The sequence below is a fragment of the Lacisediminihabitans sp. genome, assembly GCF_043726815.1.
Taxonomy (GTDB): domain Bacteria; phylum Actinomycetota; class Actinomycetes; order Actinomycetales; family Microbacteriaceae; genus Lacisediminihabitans.
In genome coordinates this window covers 1-22325 of record NZ_JAYSJZ010000109.1, presented here as the reverse complement: position 1 = coordinate 22325, position 22325 = coordinate 1, and the positions used below count along the sequence as shown (strand labels likewise).

Below are 22325 nucleotides of genomic sequence, written 5' to 3'. Positions count from 1 at the left end.
CTTGAGGTTGCGGTAGAGGGGCACCGGTTCGGCCACGGAGGGCTCGCCGGGCTGCCTCTGCCTGTCGGTGATGCGCCTCGCCTGGCGGGCCTGGCGGTGGCGGAGCAGTTCCTTCACCTGGTCGGGTTCGAGCAGGCCGGGGATGCCAATGAAGTCGAGCTCCTCGAGGCTGTCCACCGCCGCTCCGACCCCGAATTCGCCTCCGTCGAAGAGCACCCGGTCGAACGCCGCCTCGGATTCCAGCGGCTTGAAGTCGAACAGCAGGGCGTCCCCGGAGGCGGACTCGACCCGGTTGGCATCGTCGGCCGCGTCATCGTCGAGCAGGATCTCCTCGAGTCCCTCGCCCGGGTCCCGGTCGAGCGCGTGGTCCCGCTCGAGCTCGAGCTGCGCCGCGAGGGCCATGAGCGACGGCACGCTGGGCAGGAAGATGGATGCGGTCTCGCCTCGACGCCGGGTTCGCACGAAGCGCCCGATCGCCTGGGCGAAGAAGAGCGGGGTGGATGCGGAGGTCGCGTACACGCCGACGCCCAGGCGCGGAATGTCCACGCCCTCAGACACCATGCGCACCGCGACCATCCAGCGCGAATCACCGGCGGCGAACTCGCCGATCTTGTCGCTTGCCGCCTTTTCGTCGGACAACACCACGGTGGGGGCCTGGCCGGTGATCGACTCGAGGATGGAGGCGTAGGAGCGCGCCGCGTAGTGGTCGGTGGCGATGACGAGGCCGCCGGCATCCGGCACGCCGTGCCGCACCTCGGTGAGCCGCCGATTGGCCGCCTTGAGCACAGCGGGCACCCACTCGCCCTCCGGGTCGAGTGCCGTCCGCCAGGCCTGGGCCGTCACGTCCTTCGTGTCGCCCTCGCCGAGCCGCGCCTCCATCTCGTCGCCCGTGCGGGTGCGCCAGCGCATCTTTCCCGCGTAGGCCATGAAGATCACCGGTCGCACCACGCCGTCGGCGAGGGCGCGGCCGTAGCCGTAGGCATAGTCGGCGTGCGAGGTGCGGATGCCGTGCTCGTCTGGGTAATAGGTGACGAAGGGGATCGGAGAGGTGTCCGAGCGGAACGGGGTGCCGGTGAGGTTGAGTCGGCGTGTCGCGGGTTCGAAGGCCTCGCGGATGGCGTCGCCCCAGCTCAGGGCGTCGCCGCCGTGGTGCACCTCGTCGAGGATCACGAGCGACCGGCCGCCCTCGGTGAGGCTGCGGTGGAGGGCTGGTCGCATGGCGACCTGCGCGTAGGTGACCGCGACGCCGTGGTAGTGCTTGCCGGCCCAGCCGTGCGCGTTCTTGAATCCCGGGTCGAGCCGTACGCCCACGCGATGCGCGGCATCCGCCCACTGGCGCTTGAGGTGCTCGGTGGGAGCGACCACGGTCACCCGGTCGATCTTGCGCTGCGCGAGGAGCTCGGTGACGAGGCGGAGCGCAAACGTGGTCTTGCCGGCGCCCGGGGTCGCGGCCACGAGGAAGTCCCGGGGTTCCTTGACGAAGTAGGCGTCGAGGGCCTCCGCCTGCCAGGCGCGGAGCTTGTCCGCGGTTCCGCGGGCCGCCCGCTCGGGGAACGACGGGGAAAGGTGCTCGGCTGCGGACCTGCCCACGACGGGACCGAACGGCAGTGGAGTGCTCACTTGAAAAGACTCTACCGGCAGCCACCGTCATCCACGCCCAGGCACGGGGCTGTCGATGCCCGGGACTCCGAATACGACCGTGGCCTCCCCGCCCTGAGGCGAGGAGGCCACGAATTCGGGCCGCGTTGCGCGGCAGCCGTGTTATGCCCGGCGCGAGTTGCGCGTGATGAGTCCGAAGATCAACAGCACCACTATCGATCCGAGGATCGCCAGCAGCCACGTCGACAGTGAGAAGAAACTATTGATTCCCACGCCGAAGATGGCGGATCCGATCCACCCACCGAGAAGCGCACCAACGACCCCGAGAAGAAGGGTGAGGATCCAGCCCCCGCCCTGCCTGCCTGGCAGTATGGCCTTGGCGATGGCGCCAGCCAACAGCCCCAGAATTATCCATCCGAGTAAACCCATGGTCCCAGCTCCAATAGTCGACTTGCACGTCACGAATCTCGAACGCATCCATACTTTGCCACTCCCCTGTTCGGGGGACAAGGGGGTTGACGATGCCAATCCGCACTGCTACCGGTTGGCGCGGCGCGAAGATGTGAGGCACGCTTGAGTCATGACTCAGCAGCACCCGTGGTCCCGCTATGTTGCGCTCGGGGATTCGTTCACCGAGGGCATCGGAGACCCTGAGCCACGCAGCCCGGGGGGCAATCGCGGTTGGGCGGATCGCGTGGCAGAGGTGTTGAGCGAGCAGACCGACGACTTCGCTTACGCGAACCTCGCCATTCGCGGGCGCTTGCTTCGGCAGATCGTGGACGAACAGGTGGAGCCTGCGCTCGCCCTGCGCCCCGACCTCATCACCATCTCCGCGGGCGGCAACGACCTCATCCGGCCCAATGGCGACCCGGACCGACTCGCCGCGCAGCTGGAGAAGGCCGTGACGAAGTTGAGGTCCACCGACGCCACCGTCGTGCTCTTCAACGGGCCGGACATCGGAATGACCCCGGTGCTCAACCGCGCCAGAGGCAAGGTGGCGATCTACAACGAGAACCTGCGAGCGATCGCCGTGCGCCACGACCTGGTCGTCGCAGACATGTGGGCTCTGCGCGAGTTGCAGGACCCGAGGATGTGGGCCGCCGACCGCCTCCACTTCTCCCCCATCGGCCACAACACGGTCGCCAGGATGGTGCTCGAGGCGCTCAACGTGAAGAACGACCTCAAGCCGTATTCGCCGGATCCCCTGCCCAGGCGGCCATGGCGGCAGGCCAGGGTCGAGGACATGGGCTGGGCGCGCGAATATCTCGTGCCGTGGGTGGTGCGGCGCATCCGGCACCAGTCCTCCGGTGACGGGGTCACTGCCAAGCGCCCGGATGCCGGCCCGTATCACTCGCGCACCGCGCTCTAGGAGCGCCCAGCAGGGTCGCACCACGGGCAATCCGCGGCCGTCGGGCAACGAAAAGGTCGGGGGCCGCCACGTCTGTCGACGCACCAGCCCCCGACCGTGTCGAGGAAGTTGCTCTGCCTGGTCAGCGACCGAACTGAGCGGCGGCCGGGCAGTCGAACGGGTCGCCGCCGGCGGCTAGGCCCACCCGGTTCAGGTACTTGATCACGATTCCGTATGACTGGGTGAGCGTGGTCTCGGTGTACGCGATGTTGTGGGTGTCGCAGTACTCCTTGGCGATCTCCCGCGCCTTGGCGAGGTGCGGCCGCGGCATGTTCGGAAAGAGGTGGTGCTCGATCTGGTAGTTGAGTCCGCCCATGAACGTCGTGGTTCCCCGGCCGGAGATGTTGCGGCTCGTGAGTACCTGGCGACGCAGGAAGTCGACCTTGCTGTCGTGCGGCAGGGTGGGCATGCCCTTGTGGTTGGGGGCGAAGGACGCACCCATGTAGATGCCGAATACGGCGAGCTGCACACCGACGAAGGCGAAGGCCATGCCGAGCGGCAGCGCGAGGAAGATCACGGCGAGGTACGCGCTGATGCGCGTGACCAGCATGCTGATCTCCAGCCAGCGCTTGTCGACCTTGCCCTTGCCGAACACGGTCTTGAAGCCGAGGATGTGCAGGTTGAGTCCCTCGAAGGCCAGGGCCGGGAAGAAGAGGTAGCCCTGACGCTTCGTGGCCCAGGCGTAGAGGCCGCGGGTCTTGGCGGCATCCTCCTCGAGGAAGGACACGAAGTCCTGCTCGATATCCGGGTCCTTGCCGATGACGTTGGGGTTGGCGTGGTGGCGGCTGTGCTTGGTCATCCACCAGGAGTAGCTGATTCCGACGAAGAGGTTGGCGAGGGCGCGGCCGGCGATGTCGTTGGCCTTGCCGGACTCGAACACCTGGCGATGCGCCGCCTCGTGGGCGAGAAACGCGTACTGGGTGAGGATGACGCCGAGAGCGGCCGCGATGAGCAGCTGGTACCAGGTGTCGCCGAGAAGAATGAAGCCAGTGATCGCCCCGCCGAGGGCGAGGGTGATCAGGGAGAAGACCATGACGTAGAAGCCTGTGCGTCGTCGCAGCAGACCGGCGTCACGTACCGTGCGAAGAAGGGCGGAGTACTCGGTGGTCGGATTGCTGCGGCTGCCGCCGGGCCGGGTCTTCGTGAAGGAGACGACGGGTGCGGCGGATACGGAGTCAGACACTAAACCTCGATTCGGAACGACTTCCCAGCCATATGGTTGAGCGGTTGCTCCGTGGATGTTTTTACCTTAACGGCAAAGGCTGTGAGACGTATGCATTTATTCCCAAAGCGGCATACTGCGTGTTTCGGCCCGCGACGTGTCCCACGACTCGATCCCTAGCGCGACGCGGTCATCAGGGTGCCGGGATTGGTCAGCCGCCACCACACCCCGGGGTCCTGAAAGCCGTGGTCCAGGGCGAGTGGCACCGTGATCTTCTGGTCGCCGATCGTGAAGGTGACGCGACCGGCCGCCGCCCCCTTGGCCGGCAGCGAGACGTTGCGGGCCGAGATCACCGAGCTGACCCGCGGATTGCTCCACACCACGATCGACGCCGCCCTGGTGGCGATCGCCCGCGCCTTCTGTTTCCACGGGGTCGCGTAGCTCGCGAACGTCTCGCCCTTGGAGGCGAGCTTCACCTCGTGGAAGCCCGCCTCCACCGAGGCGAGCATGGCGCGGACATCCGTGTTGAGGGCCTTGTGGTTCACCGCCCCCAGCACCGCTCCGACGACCGTGATCGTCTTGCCTCCGATGGAGTAGTGCGCCGCGAAGAGCAGGCAGGCACCGGCCTGGTCGAGAGTGCCGGTCTTGATGCCCTCCACGCCGTCGTGCCCGAGCAGGGTGTTGCTGTTCTTGAGGATTCCCACCCCGGCCAGACTGAACGTCGGGGTGGACACGATCTTCGCGATGACGGGATTGGCGAGGGCGAGTTGGCCGATCGCCACCAGGTCGGTGGCGGTGCTCACGTTGGAGGGGCTCATGCCCGTCGGCTCGACGATCGTCGTCTGGCCGAAGCCGTGCGCGAGCAGCCACGCCTTCGCGGCCGAGGCGAACGCCGTCGGTGAGCCGAATGCCCAGTCGGCGAGCACCTCGGCGTAGTTGTTGGCCGAGGCGACGAGGGCCACGCTCATGACGTCGCGCTCGCTTAGGGAACCGCCGGCGGCCATCGGCACCGTCATTCCGTTCATCGACTGATATTTCTTGACGAGCGCCGCGTCGGCGGAGCTGAAGGTCACGGTCGGGCCTGGCTGGTCGAGGGCGATGGGCTTGGCCTCGAGCACCACCAGGCTCGTGATGATCTTGCTGATGCTCGCGATGGGAAGAGCCGCGGTGCTCCCGTTCGTCGCTCGCACTCCCGGGAAGCCGACGGCGGCGACCGCGCTCGCACCGTGAGCCGGCCAGGCGATGGTCGCCGGGGCCGGGGCGGGGTCCGTGTAGGCCACCGCGGTCGCCGCGACCGTGGAAATCGGAGCGAGGAGGGTGAGCGGCAGATAGAGCGCCACCGCCGTCACCACTGCGGCCGCGAGACTCCCCCAGACGACACCGACTCGGCGTCTGCGGCGGCTAGGGGTCAGTGACACCTGCCCATTATCGCCTGACTCGGAGCGCCCAGAGGGCAACGGCGCTCGCGGCGGCGACATTCAGCGAATCGACGCCGTGCAGCATGGGGATGGTGACCACCGAGTCTGCATTGCGCAGCGCCGCATGGCTCAGGCCATCCCCCTCGGTGCCCAGGACCAGGGCGATCTTGTCGTGATGCTGCGCGGCAAAGTCGTCCAGCGAGATCGCGTCGTCAGCGAGGGCCAACGCGGCGAGGTGAAAGCCCTCCGCCTTCAGGGCCTCGGCTCCGGCCGGCCACTCGGGGAGCCTCGTCCACGGAACCTGGAGCACCGTGCCCATGCTCACCCGCACGCTGCGACGGTAGAGCGGATCAGCGCAGCGCGGGGTCACGAGCACCGCATCTGCGCCGAGCCCCGCGACGGCGCGAAAGATCGCGCCGACGTTGGTGTGGTCGACGATGTCCTCGAGCACGACGATCCGCCGCGCGCCGGCGACGATCCGATCGACCGACTCGAGCGGCGGGCGGTGCATTGCCGCGAGAGCGCCGCGGTGCAGGTTGAAGCCGGTGAGGGTCTGCAGCAGCTCCGAGCTGCCCACGTACACCGGCACGTCGAAGCCCTCGAGCAGGGTTTCGATCTCGGCCACGAACTGCTCCTGCAGCAGCACCGAGCGCGGCCGATGTCCGGCGGCGATGGCCCGGGCGATCACCTTGCTGGACTCGGCGATGTACAGGCCGCCGGCCGGCTCGCTCAGCCGGCGAAGCACGACATCGGTGAGTTTGGAGTAGTCGGCGAGTCCCTCGTGCTGCAGGTCGTCGATTCGAACTATGTGCATGGCTTCTCCTGCCGGCGTAACTTTTCTGCCAGACACTGCCAGCATTCGGAAACATATCCGAAAACTGCGTTGTTTACTCTGGGGAGTGCACGGCACACGGGAGAAGAGTGACTTGACACAGGCGACAGTACGCGAATGGCCTCGTGCGACCGACGACGAGTTGGATGAAGCCGCCGAGGTATTGCGCGGACGCGAGGTGGCGGTGCTCACCGGCGCCGGAGTGAGTACGGATTCCGGCATCCCCGACTATCGAGGCGACGGCGCTCCCCCGCGCAACCCGATGACCTTCCAGCAGTTCCTCGCCGACCCCGACTACCGCAAGCGGTACTGGGTGGGCAGCCACCTCGGCTGGCGCCGGTTCGACGGCGCGAGTCCCAACTCGAGCCACCGCACGCTGGCCGAGCTCGAGGCGGCGGGAGTCGTCAACGGCATCATCACCCAGAACGTGGACGGGCTCCACCTGCGGGCGGGGTCACAGCGCGTGGTCGACCTGCACGGAACCATGGATCGCGTGCGCTGCCTCACCTGTGGCCAGACCTACGCGCGCACCGCCGTGGCGGAGCGCATGACGAGGGCGAATCCCCTCCTCGACGAGCCGGAATCCTTCGAACTCGGCCCGGACGGCGACGTGGAGTATGGCCGGATCGACGATTTCGTGACGCCGGACTGCACGGTCTGCGGCGGCATCCTCAAGCCGGACATCGTCTTCTTCGGCGAGTTCATCCCCACCGAGAAGTTCACCGAGGCGAGCGCCCTGGTTCGATCGGCCGGCGCACTGCTCATTGCCGGATCGTCCCTCGTGGTCAACTCAGGCATCCGGCTGCTCGACCAGGCCGCCAAGCGTCGCATTCCGGTCGTGATCATCAACCGTGGGGTGACCAAGGGCGACAGCCGGGCAACGGTTAAGATCGATGCAGGCACCTCGGAGACCCTGACCGAACTGGCCGGGCGCCTCGGCCGGTAACCTCGGCGGTGCCGCTCTCGCTGGTGCGAGCGCTCCAACCGTGCGAAGGATGCCGTGCAATGACCTCCCTCTACCTCGTCCGCCACGGCGAGACCGACTGGAATCTCGACCGCCGCATCCAGGGCAGCACCGACATCCCGCTCAATGACACCGGGCGGGCCCAGGCCGCCCGCACCGGCAGGCTCCTCGCGAGCCGCCGGTGGGATGCGATCGTCTCCAGCCCGCTCTCGCGCGCCCTCGAGACTGGCCGCATCATCGCCCGGGAGGTGGGCCTCGACACGGTCACGACCATGGACGCGATCGTCGAACGGCACTACGGGGCGGCGGAGGGCCTCGCCGACCACGAGCTGTCCCGCCTCTTTCCCGGGGACACACCGGTGCCGGGACGCGAGACGCGCGAGCAGGTCGCCGGCCGGGTGATCCCGGCGCTCGTCGCGCTCGCGGAGAACCACCCGGGCGGCAACATCGTGGTCACCACCCACGGCGGCGTAATCCGCACGGTGCTCAACGCCGTCGCACCGGACGAGAACCGCCACCGCGGCATCCCGATCACCAACGGCTCGGTGCACAGCTTCCGGCACACGGACGGCGGTCTCGAACTCGTGGCCTTCGACGACCCGATCGACGAGGAATCGGTGGCCGAGGACTCCGAGGACTTCGTCGACCAGAACGCGGTCGAACGCCGGGAGATCAGCGGCGTCTGAGCTCGCGCTGTTCCGACGGCTCGGGAACGAGCCCGGTCAGCAGGTCGAGCAGACGCCTGGCCGACTCGTCCCAACTGAACTCGGTGGCCTGCTGGCGCACCCTCGCACTCCAGAGCGGCCAGTCGGTTGGGTTGTCCATGCCGAGCACGGCCGACGCGAACGACTCTGGGCTGTCCACGCCGAAGAACACGGCCGCGTCGCCGCCCACCTCGTGAAAGAGTGGGATGTCGCTGATCACGAGTGGGGTGCCCACCGCCTCGGCCTCGATCAGCGGGATGCCGAACCCCTCGTCGCGGCACGCCGTCACCATCGCGGTCGCCTCGAGCAGCGCCTGGCGGTACTCGTCGTCGGTGACGCCGTTGTCGAACACGATCGAGCCGGTCGGGGCGAGGGCCGCGATCCGCTCGCGATCCTCGTCACCGATGCGGCTGAGCAAGCGAAGGGTGTAGCCCGGCAGGTGGTTCATGCCCCTGGCCAGGGTCTCCACGTTCTTGTTCGGCTGGAAGGTGCCCATGTAGACGAGGGTCTTCGAAGCCGGGTACTCGCGGGGAGGGAGTCCCGAGTCGTCCACCCCCGGGCGGATCACGGTGAGCGGTCGGCTGGTCAGCCGCGCCTCGCGCATCTCGCGTTCGCAGTTGTATGAGCCGGTGACCACCGCGTCAGCCCGGTGCAGCACCGCGCGCTGGGGCCAGTAGGTGAGGTAGAAGCTGCGCCAGATCGCCCGGACGTACCAGCTGTAGCCGGCCGGGATGTGGCGGATGCGGTAGAACACCATGTCGTGCACCGTGAGCACGAGCTTGTACCTGCGCCCGGTCGCGCCCATCGTCTGCATGGGGCTGAAGACGACATCCGGCTTCCACTTGTTGATCGAAAGCATGCCGATGAACGGCTCGAGCGCGCTGGTGCCCGCCCGTCCCTTGACCCAGGGCAGGTCGGGGAGCATGGCGAGCTGGCGCTCATCGCTGATGAGCATGGTCACGGGGTGGAGCTTCGCGAAGGCGCCGACCAGGCCGGCGGTGTAACGGCTGATGCCATCATGGCGCACGAGGCGCGTGTAGCGGCAGTCGAAGATCACTCTCACGTCGTGCGGGGCTCCTCGATCGGCCGGTGCGCGAATCCACGGTCCACGAGGAAGTCCTCGATCGCCTTCGCGGCAAGGTCGGGGACCTCGTAGTGGATGAGGTGGCCGACGCCGAGCAGCAGGTCGAGCTTGGCGTCCGGCATCGTCTCGATCACGTCGTAGTGCGCCTGCACGGGAGTGATGTCGTCGAGTTCCGCGGCGATCAGAAGGGTCGGGATGGTGATGTCGGCCGCGAAGTCGCTCACGTTCTTGCTCACCGACGCCTCGAACGCCTCGACCACGAAGTCACGGCTGGCGAAGCGGTTGAAGTAGTTGTGGTGCTCGGCGTGGATCCAGCGGCGAAGGTTCCTGTCCTTCGTCTTGGCGAGGGTCGAGCTCATGAACTGCACGACGAGCCAACGGCGGAGCAAGAAGGCGCCGACCCGGCTGGGGAGCTTGCCGGCGGTGCGGTAGAAGGCAACCGTGACGATCGTGGCCAGCTTGCTCGGCCCCTCAAGGCCGGACGTCGAGATCGGGTTGACGAGGATGAGGGCCGGGGTCTTCAGCCCGAGGGCCACGGCCTGGGCCGAGATGATGGTGCCGAAGGAGTGCCCGAGAGCGATCGCCTTGCCGGTGAGGCCGAGCACGTCGATGAACTCGGTGAGCCACTGGGCGAAGCCCGCGATGCTGTGCGGAACCTCGGTGAGCGGCGTCGACTCGCCGAAACCGGGCATGTCCGGCCCGATCCAGTGGATGTGCGGGAGCTGCGCGATGACCGGCTCCAGGCCGTGGTGCTCGCCCCGGTAGCCGTGGGCCACCACGATGGTCACCTCGGCGTTGGGGTCGCCGTATTCCCAGTAGCGCGTGGTGCTTCCGAGCACGCTGACTTCGTGGCGCTCCACGGGGATTTGATCGAGCAACGCGGCGTAGGGCGAGTGAGTGGTCATCACTGTCTAGTGTACGGACGGGAGGGTACCCAAGCGCTTGCATACGGCACCTAAACTCGTATCAATCCCCTCGCCACTCGAGATCTCGCTCTCGGAAGGAGCACTGTGAGCTTCACCGCACCCATCCAACTGCCCGGTCTCACCCTGGATCCGCAGTGGTACCGCCGATCGGTGTTCTACGAAGTCATGGTGCGGTCGTTCGTCGACAGCAACGGGGACGGCTCGGGCGACCTGCAGGGCCTGCTCTCCAAGCTCGACTACCTGCAGTGGCTCGGCGTCGATGCCCTGTGGCTTCCGCCGATCTACCAGTCCCCGCTTCGCGACGGCGGTTACGACGTTGCCGACTTCAAGAGCATCCTTCCCGAGTTCGGCACCCTCGACGAGTTCAAGGATCTCGTGACGAAGGCGCACGAGCGCAACATGCGCATCGTGATCGACTTCCCGCTCAACCACACGTCGGATCAGCACGAGTGGTTCCAGCAGTCGCGCCAGGACCCGGAGGGCCCGTACGGGGACTTCTATGTCTGGAGCGACACCGACGAGTCGTACCCCAACATCCGCGTCATCTTCGTCGACACCGAGGAGTCGAACTGGGCCTTCGACCCGGTGCGCCGCCAGTTCTTCTTCCACCGCTTCTTCTCGCACCAGCCGGACCTCAACTTCGAGAACCCGGCGGTGCAGGAGGCGGTCATCGACATCATCCGCTTCTGGCTCGATCTCGGGGTGGACGGAATCCGGCTGGACGCCATCCCGTACCTCTTCGAGTCGGAGGAGGGCAACGGCGAGGGCGAGCCGCCGACGCACGAGTTCATCAAGCGCGTGCGCGCGATCCTCGACGAGGACTACCCCGGCCGCATCATGATCGCGGAGGCCAACCAGTGGCCGCGCGAGGTCGCGGCCTTCCTCGGCACCGAGGAGGAGCCGGAGTGCCACATGGCCTTCGACTTCCCCGTCATGCCGCGCATCTTCTACTCGCTCCGCTCGCAGAACGCCGGGGAACTCACCCGCATCCTCTCGGAGACCCTGGACATTCCGGAGGGGGCCGGCTGGGGAGTCTTCCTGCGCAACCACGACGAGCTCACTCTCGAGATGGTGTCCGAGGAGTACCGCCAGGCGATGTACGGCTGGTACGCCTACGACCCGCGGATGCGTTCCAACATCGGCATCCGCCGCCGCCTCGCCCCCCTGCTCGACAATTCGCGCGCCGAGCTCGAGCTCGCCCACGCGCTGCTCTTCAGCCTGCCGGGGAGCCCGTTCCTGTACTACGGCGACGAGATCGGCATGGGCGACAACATCTGGCTGCCGGACCGGGACAGCTCCCGCACGCCGATGCAGTGGACCCCCGACCGCAACGCCGGGTTCTCCTCGGCCGACCCCGGCAAGCTCTACCTGCCGGTCGTGCAGTCGCTCGTCTACAACTACGCGCTCACGAATGTGGAGTCCCAGCTCGCCCAGTCCCGGTCGCTGCTGCACTGGGTGCGCAACGTGATCCACGTGCGCAAGGCGCATCCCACCTTCGGGCTCGGCTCGCTCACCGTGCTCGAGACCACGCACGAGTCGGTGCTCGCATTCGTGCGCACCTACGAGGGATCGGGCACGCAGTTCGGGGACTCCCCCGAGACCGTGCTCTGCGTCTTCAGCTTCGCCCACAACCCCGTCTCCGTGTCGATCCGAGCGAGCGACTTCGGCGGATCGGCCCTCTACGACCTCTTCGGAGGCGGCGAGTTCCCGGCCCTGGACGAGAACGGCGAGGTCACGCTCACCCTCGGCACGCAGAGTTTCTACTGGCTGCACGTCGGCACGCCGACGCATGCCGGTGGTCGGTCGTAGTCTCACATCGTGAGCAATTGGTGGAGTGGAAATCTCGGGGTCTTCGACCTCGAAACGACGGGCATCGACGTGGAGACGAGTCGCATCGTCTCGGCGCACGTCGGCGTGATCGACGCGACGGGGGCGAGCATCGAGCTCACCGAGTGGCTCGCCGATCCGGGGGTTGAGATCCCGGAGCAGGCGAGCGCCGTGCACGGGATTACCACGGAGCGAGCGCGGGCGGAGGGCAGGCCGGCCGCCGAGGTGGTGGCCGAGATCGTCGCCGCGCTGCGCGCACTGCTCGAGCGGGGCGTGCCGGTCACGATCTACAACGCGCCGTACGACCTCACCCTGCTCAATCGGGAGGCCGTGCGCTACGGCGTGTCGCCGCTCATCGGGCCCGCGCCGATCATCGATCCGCTGGTGATCGACAAGGCGGTCGATCGCTACCGCAAGGGCAAGCGCACGCTCGAGGCGGCGGCGCTCAACTACGGCGTCTCCCTCACCGACGCGCACGACGCCGGGGCGGATGCCGTGGCGGCCGGGCGGGTCGCCCAGGCCATCGCACGCAAGTTCGCGACCGAGCTCGGCGACGACCTCTCCGCGCTGCATGCGCAGCAGGCGAACTGGTGCGACGATCAGGCCGCCAGCTTCGAGGACTACATGCGCCGCACCAGGGACCCCGCATACACGGCCGCGCGCGGCTGGCCCGAGCGCTGAGCCCGCACCGGCGCTGAGCGGCGGCCTTGGCCCGCGCGGCCCGAGTTGCGTCGTTCCGTCGTTACATCGTGCGTCACCGTGCCGTCCCGTCCCACCGCGTCGCGGCGGGGGAAATCGCCTCGTGGCGGGGGATCTCGCCGCCGACGTGCCGTCGCGGCGGGGATATCGCGTGGCGGCGGGAGGCACAACTCCCTCCGCGACGGAGTTTCCCCGCCGGAGGGGCGCACAGCTCCCTCCGCGACGGAGACGCGACGGAGACGCGACAGAGACACCACACGGGGGCGACGCGGGGCGCCGGACGAGGGATGCCCGGCGAGCCCCACGACACGATCGCCCCGCTCGACTTCGGGCCGCGGCGCGCCTTAACGAGGGATGGCGACCGGCCGAAGCCGATCGCCATCCCCGTAGAGCGGGAGTCTTAGGCGCCGAAACCCTTGTAGCGCGAGTTGAACTTCTCGACGCGGCCGGCGCTGTCGAGGATGCGCTGCTTGCCCGTGTAGAACGGGTGCGAAGCCGACGAGATCTCGACGTCGATGACCGGGTAGCTGTTGCCGTCTTCCCAATCGATCGTCTTGTCGCTCGAGACCGTCGAACGGGTCAGGAACGTGGCGCCAGACGCGAGGTCGCGAAAGACGACCGGGGCGTACGTGGGGTGGATGTCAGACTTCATCGTGATTCCTTGGTTGTGATCGGGGAAAATATCTCAGAGAAAAATTCCGGCGCGTGGGCCAGCTAGCTACTTTACCAGAACAAGCGCCTTTCGGGCGCGACCGCGTCACCGGGTCGCCTCTCGGGTCTCAGCTGGCGCGGGCCGTGTACCGGCCGTTGATCTCCTCGACCTCGAGCGGCAGTCCGAAGGTGTCGCTGAGGTTCTGCGAGGTGATGACCTCGCCGATGGGACCGGCGGCCGTGATCGCGCCGTGGGAGAGCAGCAGCGCCCGGTTGAAGCCCACGGGGATCTCCTCCACGTGGTGGGTGACCATGATGATCGCGGGGGCCTGCGGTGCGCTCGCATAGCCGCCGAGCAGCTGCAGCAGCTCCTCGCGGGCGCCCAGGTCGAGGCTCGCGGCCGGTTCGTCGAGCAGCAGCAGCTCCGGGTCGGTCATCACCGAACGGGCGATCTGCACGCGCTTCTGCTCGCCGTCGCTCAGATCGCCGAACTTGCGGTTCTCCAGGTCTCCCAGGCGCCACTCCGCGAGCACCCTCTGGGCGCGACGGGTGTCGATGTCCTCATAGGTCTCGTTCCAGCGCCCGGTGACGGAGTAGGCGGCGGTGAGCACGACATCCAGCACCGTCTCGTTCTGCGGGATGCGGCGAGCCATGGCCGTGGAGGCGAAGCCGATGCGCGGACGCAGTTCGAACACGTCGACCGCACCGAGGGTGTCGTCGAGGATTCGCGCCTTGCCCGAACTCGGGTGGATCATCGCGGCCGCGACCTGCAGCAACGTGGTCTTGCCCGCGCCGTTCGGGCCGAGGATCACCCAACGCTCGTCACCGTTGACCGTCCAGTCGACGGACTTGAGGATGGGGTTGCCATCCCGAACGATCGATACGTCGGAAAGCTGGAGAACGCTGGCCATGCCCCAACCCTACCTTCGCGCGAGCGGGACGACTGGCCGCCGCGCGCCGATCAGGAGAGCACCGACCGATAGACATCCTGCGTGCGCTTGGAGATTTGCTGCCAGCCGAAGTCCCGTTCCGCCCACTCGCGACCGGCCGCGCCCATCCGCTTCGCCGTCTCGGGATCCGAGACGACTTCGGTGAGGATGCGCGCGAGATCGTTCACGAATTTCTGCGGATCGAGCGGCGTACCGGTGCCGTCGTCGGCCTGGTCGATGGGCACGAGTCGGCCGGTGACGCCGTCGTCGACGACCTCGGGGATGCCCCCGGTCGCCGTCCCGACGACGGGTGCGCCGCACGCCATGGCCTCGAGGTTGACGATGCCGAGGGGCTCGTACACCGACGGGCAGACGAAGGTGGTGGCCGAGGTGAGCACGGCCGAGAGGTCGTGCTGGCTCAGCAGCTCCTCGATCCAGACCACTCCGGTGCGCTCCTTCTGCAGCTCGGCGACGCCGGCGCGCACCTCGGCGAGGATCTCCGGGGTATCCGGTGCCCCGGCGCAGAGCACGAGCTGCACCTCCTTGGGCAGCTGGGCGGCCGCGCGCAACAGGTACGGCAGGCCCTTCTGGCGGGTGATCCTGCCCACGAACACCACCGACGGGCGGTCGGGGTCGATCCCCAGGGTGCGCAGCAGTTCGTCGTCCTCGACCGGGTGCCAGCGCTCGAGGTCGATGCCGTTGTGCACGACCGAGACCCGCTGCTCGTCGAGGGTCGGATAGGAGCGCAGGATGTCGCGCTTCATGCCGTGGCTCACCGCGATCACGGCGTCGGCGGCCAGGAAGGCGTCCCGCTCGATCCAGCTCGACACGCGGTATCCCCCGCCGAGCTGCTCGGCCTTCCAGGGCCGCAGGGGCTCGAGGCTGTGCGCCGTGACGACGTGGGGCACCCCGTGCAGCAACTGCGCGATTCGGCCGGCCGCGTTGGCGTACCAGGTGTGGGAATGCACGATGTCCGCTCCACCGACGTCCTGGGCGATCTCCAGATCGACGCCGAGGGTGGCGATCGACGGGTTCGCCGAGGCGAGTTGGGCGGGCACGAGATACCCGTGCACGTTCGGTTCGTCTCGCGGCAGGCCGAAGCAGCGCACGATGACGTCCAGGTCCAGGCGGAGGGCGCGCACGAGCTCGGTCACATGGACCCCGGCACCCCCGTAGACCTCGGGCGGGTATTCACGGGTAATCAAATCGACTCTCACGTGTTGAACGCTAGTACACGCCCACAGGTGCCTCTACTGTTGTCCCATGTCATCAAAGAAGATCTTCGGAATTGTGCTGGCTGGCGGCGAAGGCAAGCGGCTGATGCCGCTCACCGCGGATCGGGCCAAGCCGGCCGTCCCGTTCGGTGGCAACTACCGTCTGATCGACTTCGCGCTCTCCAACCTGATCAATTCGGGCATGCGCCAGATCGTGGTTCTCACCCAGTACAAGTCCCACAGCCTCGACCGCCACGTTTCGCAGACCTGGCGCCTGTCTGGCCTCACCAACTCCTACGTCGCCTCCGTGCCGGCCCAGCAGCGACTCGGCAAGCGCTGGTTCGCGGGCTCGGCGGACGCCATCCTGCAGAGCCTCAACCTGCTGCGCGACGAGAAGCCGGACATCGTGGTCGTCGTGGGTGCCGACCACGTCTACCGCATGGACTTCAGCCAGATGATCGCCGCCCACATCGAGTCCGGGGCCGGCGTCACGGTGGCGGCCATCCGCCAGCCGATCGCCCTCGCCGACCAGTTCGGCGTGATCGAGCTCGACAAGAACGATCCCACCCGCATCGCCCAGTTCCTGGAGAAGCCGCAGAACGCCGTCGGCCTCGCCGACTCCCCCGGCGAGGTTCTCGCGTCGATGGGCAACTACATCTTCGACGCCGACATCCTGATCGACGCCGTTCTGCGGGACGGCGAGCTGGCCACGTCCAACCACGACATGGGCGGCGACATCGTGCCGGACTTCGTCTCCCGGGGCGACGCGGCCGTCTACGACCTCAACCGCAACGAGGTGCCGGGGGCGACCGACCGCGACCGGTACTACTGGCGCGACGTCGGAACCATCGAGTCATTCTTCGACGCCCACCAGGACCTGATCTCGGCCCTGCCGATCTTCAACCTTTACAACAGCGAGTGGCCGATCTTCAGCCAGCAGCTCAACTCGCCGCCGGCCAAGTTCGTGCGTGATTCCCGCGGCAACCTCGGCACCACGATCGACTCGATCGTCTCCCTCGGGTCGTTGCTCTCCGGGGCGCACATCGAGCGCAGCGTGCTCGGTCCGTGGGCGATCATCGAGTCCGGGGCCCAGGTCGTGGACTCGATCATCTTCGACCGGGTGCGCATCGGGCCGGACTCGATCATCCGCCGGGCTATTCTGGACAAGGAAGTCGTCGTCACAGCAGGCGCAACCGTTGGAGTGGATGCAGAGGCCGACCGGGCCCGCGGATTCACCGTCACCGATTCCGGCATCACCGTCGTCGGCAAGGGCGTCACGGTCTCCTAGTCCCGCCGACTGGCCTCGCCGCGGCGGCCGTTCGAACCTCCCGCCCCCACAGGATGGCCACCATCGCTATGCCCCGATTCCTTGTCGTGCTCGACGTCGACTCCACCCTCATCGAGAACGAGGTGATCGAGCTTCTCGCGGATGCCGCGGGCTCCGGCGAGGCGGTGGCCGAGATCACGTCGCGGGCCATGAACGGCGAGCTCGACTTCGAGCAGAGCCTGCGCACCCGGGTCGCGACGCTCGCCGGGCTGCCGGAGTCGGTCATCCCCGAGGTCTCCCGGCTCATCACCGTCACCCCTGGCGTGCCCGCGATGATCTCGGGCGTGCACGAGGCGGGCGGCCGGGTGGCCGTCGTGTCCGGCGGTTTCCACGAGCTCATCGACCCGGTGGCGGCGACGCTCGGCCTCGACTACTGGCGAGCCAACCGGCTCGAGGTTGCCGATGGAGTGCTCACCGGCGGGCTCGTCGGGCCGATCATCGACGCGGAGGCGAAGGCGTCGACGCTGCGCGAATGGGCGGCCGACTTCGGCATCCCGCTGTCCCGCACGGTGGCCGTGGGCGACGGCGCCAACGACCTGCCGATGATGGCGGTCACCGGTCTCTCGGTGGGCTTCGACGCGAAGGCACCGGTGCGGGACCTCGCCGACGTGCTCATGGACGTGCGCGACCTCAGCCAGCTGCTTCCGCTGCTCGGCCTGCGCGGCTGAGCCCTTCGTCCACCCACTGGCCCGCCCGTTCCTCTCTTCCGAAATCCATGCAATCGTGCTGCACCACCGGCGTGTTGGTCACCGCCAGCGGCGTGTCGCCGAGGAATGCATGGATTTCGGAAGGGGAGGAACGCGCGGACGGGAAGGGGCGGGCGGCTAGTGGCCCATGCCGAGGCCGCCGTCGACCGGGATGACGGAGCCGGAGATGTAGCCCGCATCGTCGCCGGCGAGCCAGGTCACGACCTTCGCGACCTCCTCGGCGGTGGCGAAACGCCCGGCGGGGATCGACTTCTTGTACTCGGCCTGCTGCGCCTCGGGCAGTTCGGCCGTCATGTCGGTCTCGATGAACCCCGGCGCGATCACGTTCGCGGTGATGCCGCGGGAGCCCAGCTCCCTGGTCACCGAGCGGGCGAGGCCGACGAGTCCGCTCTTCGACGCCGAGTAGTTCACCTGGCCGGCGGATCCGAGCAGGCCGACGACGCTCGACACGAGGATGATCCGACCGAACCGGGCCTTGAGCATCCCCTTGGAGGCGCGCTTGACCACCCGGAACGCGCCGGACAGGTTGGTGTCCACCACCGAGGTGAAGTCGTCCTCCGTCATGCGCAGCAGCAGGGTGTCCTTGGTGATGCCCGCGTTCGCCACCAGGATCTCCACGGGACCGAGGGCGGCCTCGACCTCGGTGAACGCCGCGTCGACGGATGCCGCGTCCGTGACATCCGCCCGAACGGTGAGGCTGCCCACCGGGCCCTCACCCGATCGCGCGGTGACGGCGACGCGGTGGCCGAGGGCGATGAACTGCTCGGCGATGGCGAAACCGATTCCCCGGTTGCCTCCCGTAACGAGCACGGTTCGTGAAGTGGTCATGGTCACTCTCTTCCATTCGGTGCGCCCGGCACGGCAGAAAAACAATCCGGGGGCACGCGGCAAACTCCCACAATCTTAGACGTAGGCTTGACTCCTACTCATGGCTAAGCAGCAGTCGATAACCTCGCTCCCCCGGTCTCCCCAGGACGACCGGCGAAGCCGCATGGTCCAATACTCGGTGGCCATGGGAATCCGCACCGTGTGCATCATCGCGTGCCTCTTCACCCCCGGCTGGTGGCTGCTTCTGCCGGCCATCGGTGCCATCGTGCTGCCCTACATCGCGGTCGTCCTGGCGAACGCGAAGGGTGCGACCTCCTCCGTGGTGCTCCGGCCGGGCTCGATCGAGCGACTGCCGGTCGACGATCGATGATGATCGGCTTCGGCGAGGCAGAGCTCGAGCCGATCTGCTCGAGGGCGGAGTGCCGGGGGGCCGCGACCTGGAACATCAACTGGCGCAATCCGCGCATCCACGGCCCCGAGCGGGTGAAGGTGTGGCTGGCGTGCGATGACCATCGCGACTTTCTGAGGGACTACCTAGCCGCCCGGGACTTCCCCGTGGCGGTAACGCCGCTCGGCGAGTCCCTGGCGCGTGTGCCGGATCTCGAAAGCCCAGTGTCGTGAACGGTTGGCGGTTCGCGATCAGTCGCCGTTGGTTCGGCTACCTAGCGCTCGCTGTCGTCTTCGCCATCGTGTGCGTCGGTCTCTCCAACTGGCAGGTCAACCGCCTGAAGGAGACAGCGGCGGCCAATGACCTGGTGGACCGAAACTACGCGAGCGCGCCCCGCGCAGTGACCGCGGTGCTTCCGACGCTCACCTCATTCCGGGCCAGCCAGCAGTGGGTGCAGGTGCGGCTGAGCGGTCGCTACCTGCTCGACGAACAGGTGCTCGTGCGCAACCGCCCGCTGAACGGACAGCCGGGATTCGAGGTGCTCAACCCGCTGCTGCTCGACGACAGCACCGTGTTCGTCGTCGATCGCGGCTATCTGCCGGTGGGCAACAAGCAGGACGCCCCGGACAGCATCCCGAAGCCGCGCAGCGGCACGGTCTCCGTGGTCGTGCACCTGCAGGCGAGCGAGCCGGTGCTGGCCGGCCGATCGGGCGCCAACGGGCAGCTCGCCACCATCCACCTGCCCGACGTGGCGAGGCTCGTCGGTCGCCCCACCTACACGGGCGCGTACGGGCTCATGGTCTCCGAGACGCCGGCGGCGGCCACGCGACCGGCAGCCATGCCCAAGCCCGTGCTCGACGAGGGCCTGCACATCTCCTACGCCATCCAGTGGGTGCTGTTCGGGGTGATGGCCTTCCTCGGACTCGGCTACGCGATCCGCCAGGAATACCGGATGCGCAACGCCGACGACCCAGAGGAACGCGAGCGCGCCGACGAACGCGCCCGCCGCAAGGCGGAGCGCCCCAAAACAGACGACGAGATCGAAGACGAGATCCTCGAGGGCTCCCGCCACTGAGCTTGCGCCGCTGAATCGGCGCCGCTCTCAGGCCAGGGCCACCAGGTCGGCGTAGTCGCGGTTCCAGAGGTCCTCGGTGCCGTCCGGCAGGATGAGCACGCGCTCGGGATTGAGCGCCTCCACGGCGCCCTCGTCGTGGCTGACCAGCACCACGGCACCCGAGTAGTTGGCCAGGGCATCCAGGATCTCGAGGCGGCTCGCCGGGTCGAGGTTGTTGGTGGGCTCGTCGAGCAGCAGCACGTTGGCACCGGAGACCACGATCATGGCCAGTGCGAGCCGGGTCTTCTCTCCGCCCGAGAGCACTCCGGCGAGCTTGTTCGCGTCGTCACCGGAGAACAGGAACGATCCGAGCACGCGCCGCGCCTCGGTCTCGGTGATGTTGGGCGACGACGAGACCATGTTCTGCAGCACGGAGCGCTTCACGTCGATGGTCTCGTGCTCCTGCGCGTAGTAGCCGATGCGCAGGCCGTGCCCGGGCTCGAGCTGGCCGGTGTCCGGCTTGTCGACGCTCGCCAGGATGCGCAGCAGCGTGGTCTTGCCCGCGCCGTTGAAGCCGAGGATGACGACCTTCGAGCCGCGGTCGATCGCGAGGTCCACCGCGGTGAAGATCTCGAGCGAGCCGTAGCTCTTGGAGAGGTTGGACGCCATGAGCGGCGTGCGACCGCAGGGCGCGGGCTCCGGGAAGCGCAGCTTCGCGACCCGGTCGACTGCACGCACCTCGTCGAGGCCGGAGAGCATCTTCTCGGCGCGGCGCACCATCTGGTGTGCGGCGGCAGCCTTTGACGCTTTCGCACCGAACCTGGCTGCCTGCATCTGCAACACGCCCGCCTTCTTCTCGACATTGACGCGCTCTTTTTTGCGTCGCTCTTCGTCGGCGGCGCGCTGGCGCTGGTAGTTCTTCCAATTCATGTTGTAGATGTCGATGACCTGACGGTTTGCATCAAGGTAAAAGACCCTGTTTACCGTTTCTTCGACCAGTTCGACATCGTGGCTGATCACGATCAGGCCACCCTGGAAATTCTTGAGGAACTCGCGAAGCCAGATAACAGAGTCTGCGTCGAGGTGGTTAGTGGGCTCGTCGAGAAGCATGGTGTCTGCTCCGGAGAACAGGATGCGGGCGAGCTCGATGCGTCGGCGCTGGCCACCTGACAGGGTGGAGAGCTGCTGGTCGAGAATGCGGTCTGGCAGGCTCAGATTGCTCGCGATCGACGCCGCTTCCGCCTCGGCCGCGTATCCACCGAGCGCCATGAAACGATCCTGCAATTCGCCGTATAACTTCATCGCTCTGGCTGAGACTGTTGCGTCGGCATCGCCCATTTCGAGCGCGCTCTTTTCCATGCCGATGACGAGTTGGCCGAGCCCCCGGGCATCCAATATGCGGGTCCGAGCGAGATCTTCCGGGTTTCCCGAGCGGGGGTCCTGGGGCAGATAGCCGATTTCGCCGATGCGGTCGATGGTTCCGCCGGTCGAGGCCTCTTCGCCAGCCAGCACTTTCGTGAGCGTCGTTTTGCCGGCGCCGTTGCGACCAACCAGGCCTATTTTGTCCCCACGCTCGACCCGGAAAGTGACGTCTTCCATCAGCATGCGTGCGCCAACACGGAGTTCGAGTTCGTGCACGGCGAGCACAGGCATAGTCCAATTTTTATGTCGCTTTTCGACGACGGAGGGAGGGGGGAAGACTCTAGTATAAAACGTGGGTCAGCGGCTCGACGCCGTTAACCGAAGATCGCCACCCAGAGGAGAACCCATGTCTACCCTGTCCGTGACCGCCGGCCGTCCCACGCTGGCGGACAAACTCCTCTCCCGTTCGATCGCAACGGACGCTGTCCTGGTCGCTGCCGGTGCCGCTCTCACCGCCGTTGCAGCTCAATTGGTCATTCCGATTTGGCCGGTTCCCATCACAGGCCAGACTTTTGCGGTGCTTCTGGTCGGTACCGCGCTTGGCCCGATCCGCGGAGCTCTTTCGATGGTGCTCTACGCCGTTCTCGGCATTGTCGGCCTGCCAGTGTTCGCGGCCGGTCACAGCGGAAACCTGCTGGGTTATACCTCCGGCGGGTTTGTCATCGGCTTTATCTTCGCAGCGGCACTTGTCGGATGGCTCGCCCAGCGCCAGTGGGACCGCAAGATCGTCGGCACATTCGTTGCTTTTGTTGCCGGAACCGCAGTGATGTACGCCTTCGGACTCCCGTGGCTGTACGCCGTGCTCTCGACCTTTCCGCCGGCAACAATGACCCAGTACTTCGGCACCACCAGCGTGTTGCAGGCGACCTTCACCGGGGGCGTCGTTCCGTTCGTCTTTGGTGACCTCATCAAGGCTGTGCTCGCCGCGGCGCTGCTGCCCCTGACCTGGAAACTCGTGACCCGCGCAGACCGCGACAAGAAGTAGCGTTCGGCTTAGGTTGATCAGCCAGCTTAAGCAGATCGAGCCCGTTTAAGCAGATCGAGCCCGTCGAGATCTCCCGAAGTAATTTTTCTGGGGGAATCTCGACGGGCTCGATCTGCTTTAGCGCTCGAGCTGCTTGGGCGCTCGATCTGCTTTAGCGCTCGAGCTGCTTGGGCGCTCGATCTGCTTACGGGACTACT

23 protein-coding genes are annotated in these 22325 nt (G+C 67.2%); 11 read left to right on the top strand and 12 right to left on the bottom strand.

All coding sequences use genetic code 11. The annotated features are described in order from the left end of the window. Together ACHZD8_RS16480 and ACHZD8_RS16475 are read right to left on the bottom strand one after the other, a co-directional pair. Positions 1–1620: DEAD/DEAH box helicase (locus ACHZD8_RS16480; RefSeq protein ID WP_394771513.1), on the bottom strand; the 1620-nt coding region annotated here is incomplete at its 3' end. A 141-nt stretch (positions 1621–1761) separates the two neighbouring features. Continuing rightward, positions 1762–2028, bottom strand: coding sequence for a GlsB/YeaQ/YmgE family stress response membrane protein (locus tag ACHZD8_RS16475; RefSeq protein WP_147782452.1), 267 nt, complete (start codon positions 2026–2028; stop codon positions 1762–1764). A 151-nt stretch (positions 2029–2179) separates the two neighbouring features. Here ACHZD8_RS16475 and ACHZD8_RS16470 point away from each other — a divergent pair, with 151 nt between their 5' ends. Continuing rightward, positions 2180–2968 carry an SGNH/GDSL hydrolase family protein gene (locus tag ACHZD8_RS16470; RefSeq protein WP_394771512.1) on the top strand — a complete coding sequence of 263 codons (789 nt, stop codon included), beginning with the start codon at positions 2180–2182 and terminating at the stop codon, positions 2966–2968. 121 nt (positions 2969–3089) lie between these two features. On the opposite strand, the gene ACHZD8_RS16465 is transcribed toward ACHZD8_RS16470, so the two are convergent. The 3 genes from ACHZD8_RS16465 to ACHZD8_RS16455 all read right to left on the bottom strand — a co-directional run bounded on the left by ACHZD8_RS16465 (position 3090) and on the right by ACHZD8_RS16455 (position 6401). After that, positions 3090–4190 carry a fatty acid desaturase family protein gene (locus ACHZD8_RS16465; protein ID WP_394771511.1) on the bottom strand — a complete coding sequence of 367 codons (1101 nt, stop codon included), beginning with the start codon at positions 4188–4190 and terminating at the stop codon, positions 3090–3092. A gap of 155 nt (positions 4191–4345) precedes the next feature. Next, the gene (locus tag ACHZD8_RS16460; protein ID WP_394771510.1) at positions 4346–5587 is read right to left on the bottom strand and encodes a D-alanyl-D-alanine carboxypeptidase family protein; all 1242 of its coding nucleotides are present in this window, start codon (positions 5585–5587) and stop codon (positions 4346–4348) included. Between the two features lie 7 nt (positions 5588–5594). Continuing rightward, positions 5595–6401 (bottom strand): TrmH family RNA methyltransferase, encoded by an 807-nt coding sequence (locus ACHZD8_RS16455; RefSeq protein WP_394771509.1) that lies wholly within the window; start codon positions 6399–6401, stop codon positions 5595–5597. A gap of 112 nt (positions 6402–6513) precedes the next feature. On the opposite strand from ACHZD8_RS16455, the gene ACHZD8_RS16450 reads away from it, so the two are divergent. Beyond that, positions 6514–7365 carry a Sir2 family NAD-dependent protein deacetylase gene (locus ACHZD8_RS16450; protein ID WP_394771508.1) on the top strand — a complete coding sequence of 284 codons (852 nt, stop codon included), beginning with the start codon at positions 6514–6516 and terminating at the stop codon, positions 7363–7365. A 59-nt stretch (positions 7366–7424) separates the two neighbouring features. Beyond that, positions 7425–8069 carry a histidine phosphatase family protein gene (locus tag ACHZD8_RS16445; RefSeq protein WP_394771507.1) on the top strand — a complete coding sequence of 215 codons (645 nt, stop codon included), beginning with the start codon at positions 7425–7427 and terminating at the stop codon, positions 8067–8069. On the opposite strand, the gene ACHZD8_RS16440 is transcribed toward ACHZD8_RS16445, so the two are convergent. Together ACHZD8_RS16440 and ACHZD8_RS16435 are read right to left on the bottom strand one after the other, a co-directional pair. Continuing rightward, complete coding sequence (locus ACHZD8_RS16440) at positions 8056–9150, bottom strand: glycosyltransferase family 4 protein (protein ID WP_394771506.1); 1095 nt, start codon at positions 9148–9150, stop codon at positions 8056–8058. The genes ACHZD8_RS16445 and ACHZD8_RS16440 overlap by 14 nt on opposite strands. Next, on the bottom strand, positions 9147–10076 hold the full coding sequence (locus tag ACHZD8_RS16435) for an alpha/beta fold hydrolase (protein ID WP_394771505.1): 930 nt from the start codon (positions 10074–10076) through the stop codon (positions 9147–9149). Before ACHZD8_RS16435 ends, ACHZD8_RS16440 begins: the two co-directional genes overlap by 4 nt. Positions 10077–10181: 105 nt before the next feature. On the opposite strand from ACHZD8_RS16435, the gene treS reads away from it, so the two are divergent. Continuing rightward, complete coding sequence (gene treS / locus ACHZD8_RS16430; RefSeq protein WP_394771504.1) at positions 10182–11906, top strand: maltose alpha-D-glucosyltransferase; 1725 nt, start codon at positions 10182–10184, stop codon at positions 11904–11906. A gap of 9 nt (positions 11907–11915) precedes the next feature. Next, on the top strand, positions 11916–12605 hold the full coding sequence (locus tag ACHZD8_RS16425) for a 3'-5' exonuclease (protein ID WP_394771503.1): 690 nt from the start codon (positions 11916–11918) through the stop codon (positions 12603–12605). A gap of 418 nt (positions 12606–13023) precedes the next feature. Here ACHZD8_RS16425 and ACHZD8_RS16420 read toward each other — a convergent pair whose 3' ends face one another. The 3 genes from ACHZD8_RS16420 to glgA all read right to left on the bottom strand — a co-directional run bounded on the left by ACHZD8_RS16420 (position 13024) and on the right by glgA (position 15420). Next, a complete protein-coding gene (locus ACHZD8_RS16420; protein ID WP_147782250.1) occupies positions 13024–13275 on the bottom strand; it encodes a type B 50S ribosomal protein L31 in 252 nt (83 codons plus the stop codon). A 127-nt stretch (positions 13276–13402) separates the two neighbouring features. After that, a complete protein-coding gene (locus ACHZD8_RS16415; RefSeq protein WP_394771502.1) occupies positions 13403–14185 on the bottom strand; it encodes an ABC transporter ATP-binding protein in 783 nt (260 codons plus the stop codon). Positions 14186–14235: 50 nt separating this feature from the next. Beyond that, positions 14236–15420 carry a glycogen synthase gene (glgA, locus tag ACHZD8_RS16410; RefSeq protein WP_394771501.1) on the bottom strand — a complete coding sequence of 395 codons (1185 nt, stop codon included), beginning with the start codon at positions 15418–15420 and terminating at the stop codon, positions 14236–14238. A gap of 46 nt (positions 15421–15466) precedes the next feature. On the opposite strand from glgA, the gene ACHZD8_RS16405 reads away from it, so the two are divergent. Then, on the top strand, positions 15467–16705 hold the full coding sequence (locus tag ACHZD8_RS16405) for a glucose-1-phosphate adenylyltransferase (protein ID WP_394771500.1): 1239 nt from the start codon (positions 15467–15469) through the stop codon (positions 16703–16705). A gap of 68 nt (positions 16706–16773) precedes the next feature. Beyond that, a complete protein-coding gene (gene serB, locus ACHZD8_RS16400; RefSeq protein ID WP_394771499.1) occupies positions 16774–17412 on the top strand; it encodes a phosphoserine phosphatase SerB in 639 nt (212 codons plus the stop codon). Between the two features lie 156 nt (positions 17413–17568). Here the strand turns inward: serB and fabG are convergent, their stop codons facing one another. Beyond that, a complete protein-coding gene (gene fabG / locus ACHZD8_RS16395) occupies positions 17569–18279 on the bottom strand; it encodes a 3-oxoacyl-ACP reductase FabG (RefSeq protein WP_394771498.1) in 711 nt (236 codons plus the stop codon). Between the two features lie 100 nt (positions 18280–18379). Between fabG and ACHZD8_RS16390 the strand changes: the two genes are divergently transcribed. From ACHZD8_RS16390 to ACHZD8_RS16380, 3 genes are read left to right on the top strand one after another with little or no spacing between them, the layout of a single operon-like run. Beyond that, entirely contained in the window at positions 18380–18649 is a 270-nt protein-coding gene (locus tag ACHZD8_RS16390) for a DUF3099 domain-containing protein (protein WP_331899983.1), read from the top strand. Further along, positions 18649–18900 (top strand): hypothetical protein, encoded by a 252-nt coding sequence (locus ACHZD8_RS16385; RefSeq protein ID WP_394771515.1) that lies wholly within the window; start codon positions 18649–18651, stop codon positions 18898–18900. Before ACHZD8_RS16390 ends, ACHZD8_RS16385 begins: the two co-directional genes overlap by 1 nt. Then, entirely contained in the window at positions 18897–19742 is an 846-nt protein-coding gene (locus ACHZD8_RS16380) for an SURF1 family protein (RefSeq protein WP_394771497.1), read from the top strand. Before ACHZD8_RS16385 ends, ACHZD8_RS16380 begins: the two co-directional genes overlap by 4 nt. A 27-nt stretch (positions 19743–19769) precedes the next feature. Here the strand turns inward: ACHZD8_RS16380 and ACHZD8_RS16375 are convergent, their stop codons facing one another. Then, positions 19770–21368 (bottom strand): ABC-F family ATP-binding cassette domain-containing protein, encoded by a 1599-nt coding sequence (locus ACHZD8_RS16375; protein ID WP_394771514.1) that lies wholly within the window; start codon positions 21366–21368, stop codon positions 19770–19772. A 121-nt stretch (positions 21369–21489) separates the two neighbouring features. Between ACHZD8_RS16375 and ACHZD8_RS16370 the strand changes: the two genes are divergently transcribed. Further along, positions 21490–22128: a biotin transporter BioY gene (locus tag ACHZD8_RS16370; RefSeq protein WP_394771496.1), complete on the top strand. Its 639-nt coding sequence runs from the start codon at positions 21490–21492 to the stop codon at positions 22126–22128. Positions 22129–22325: the final 197 nt, after the last annotated feature.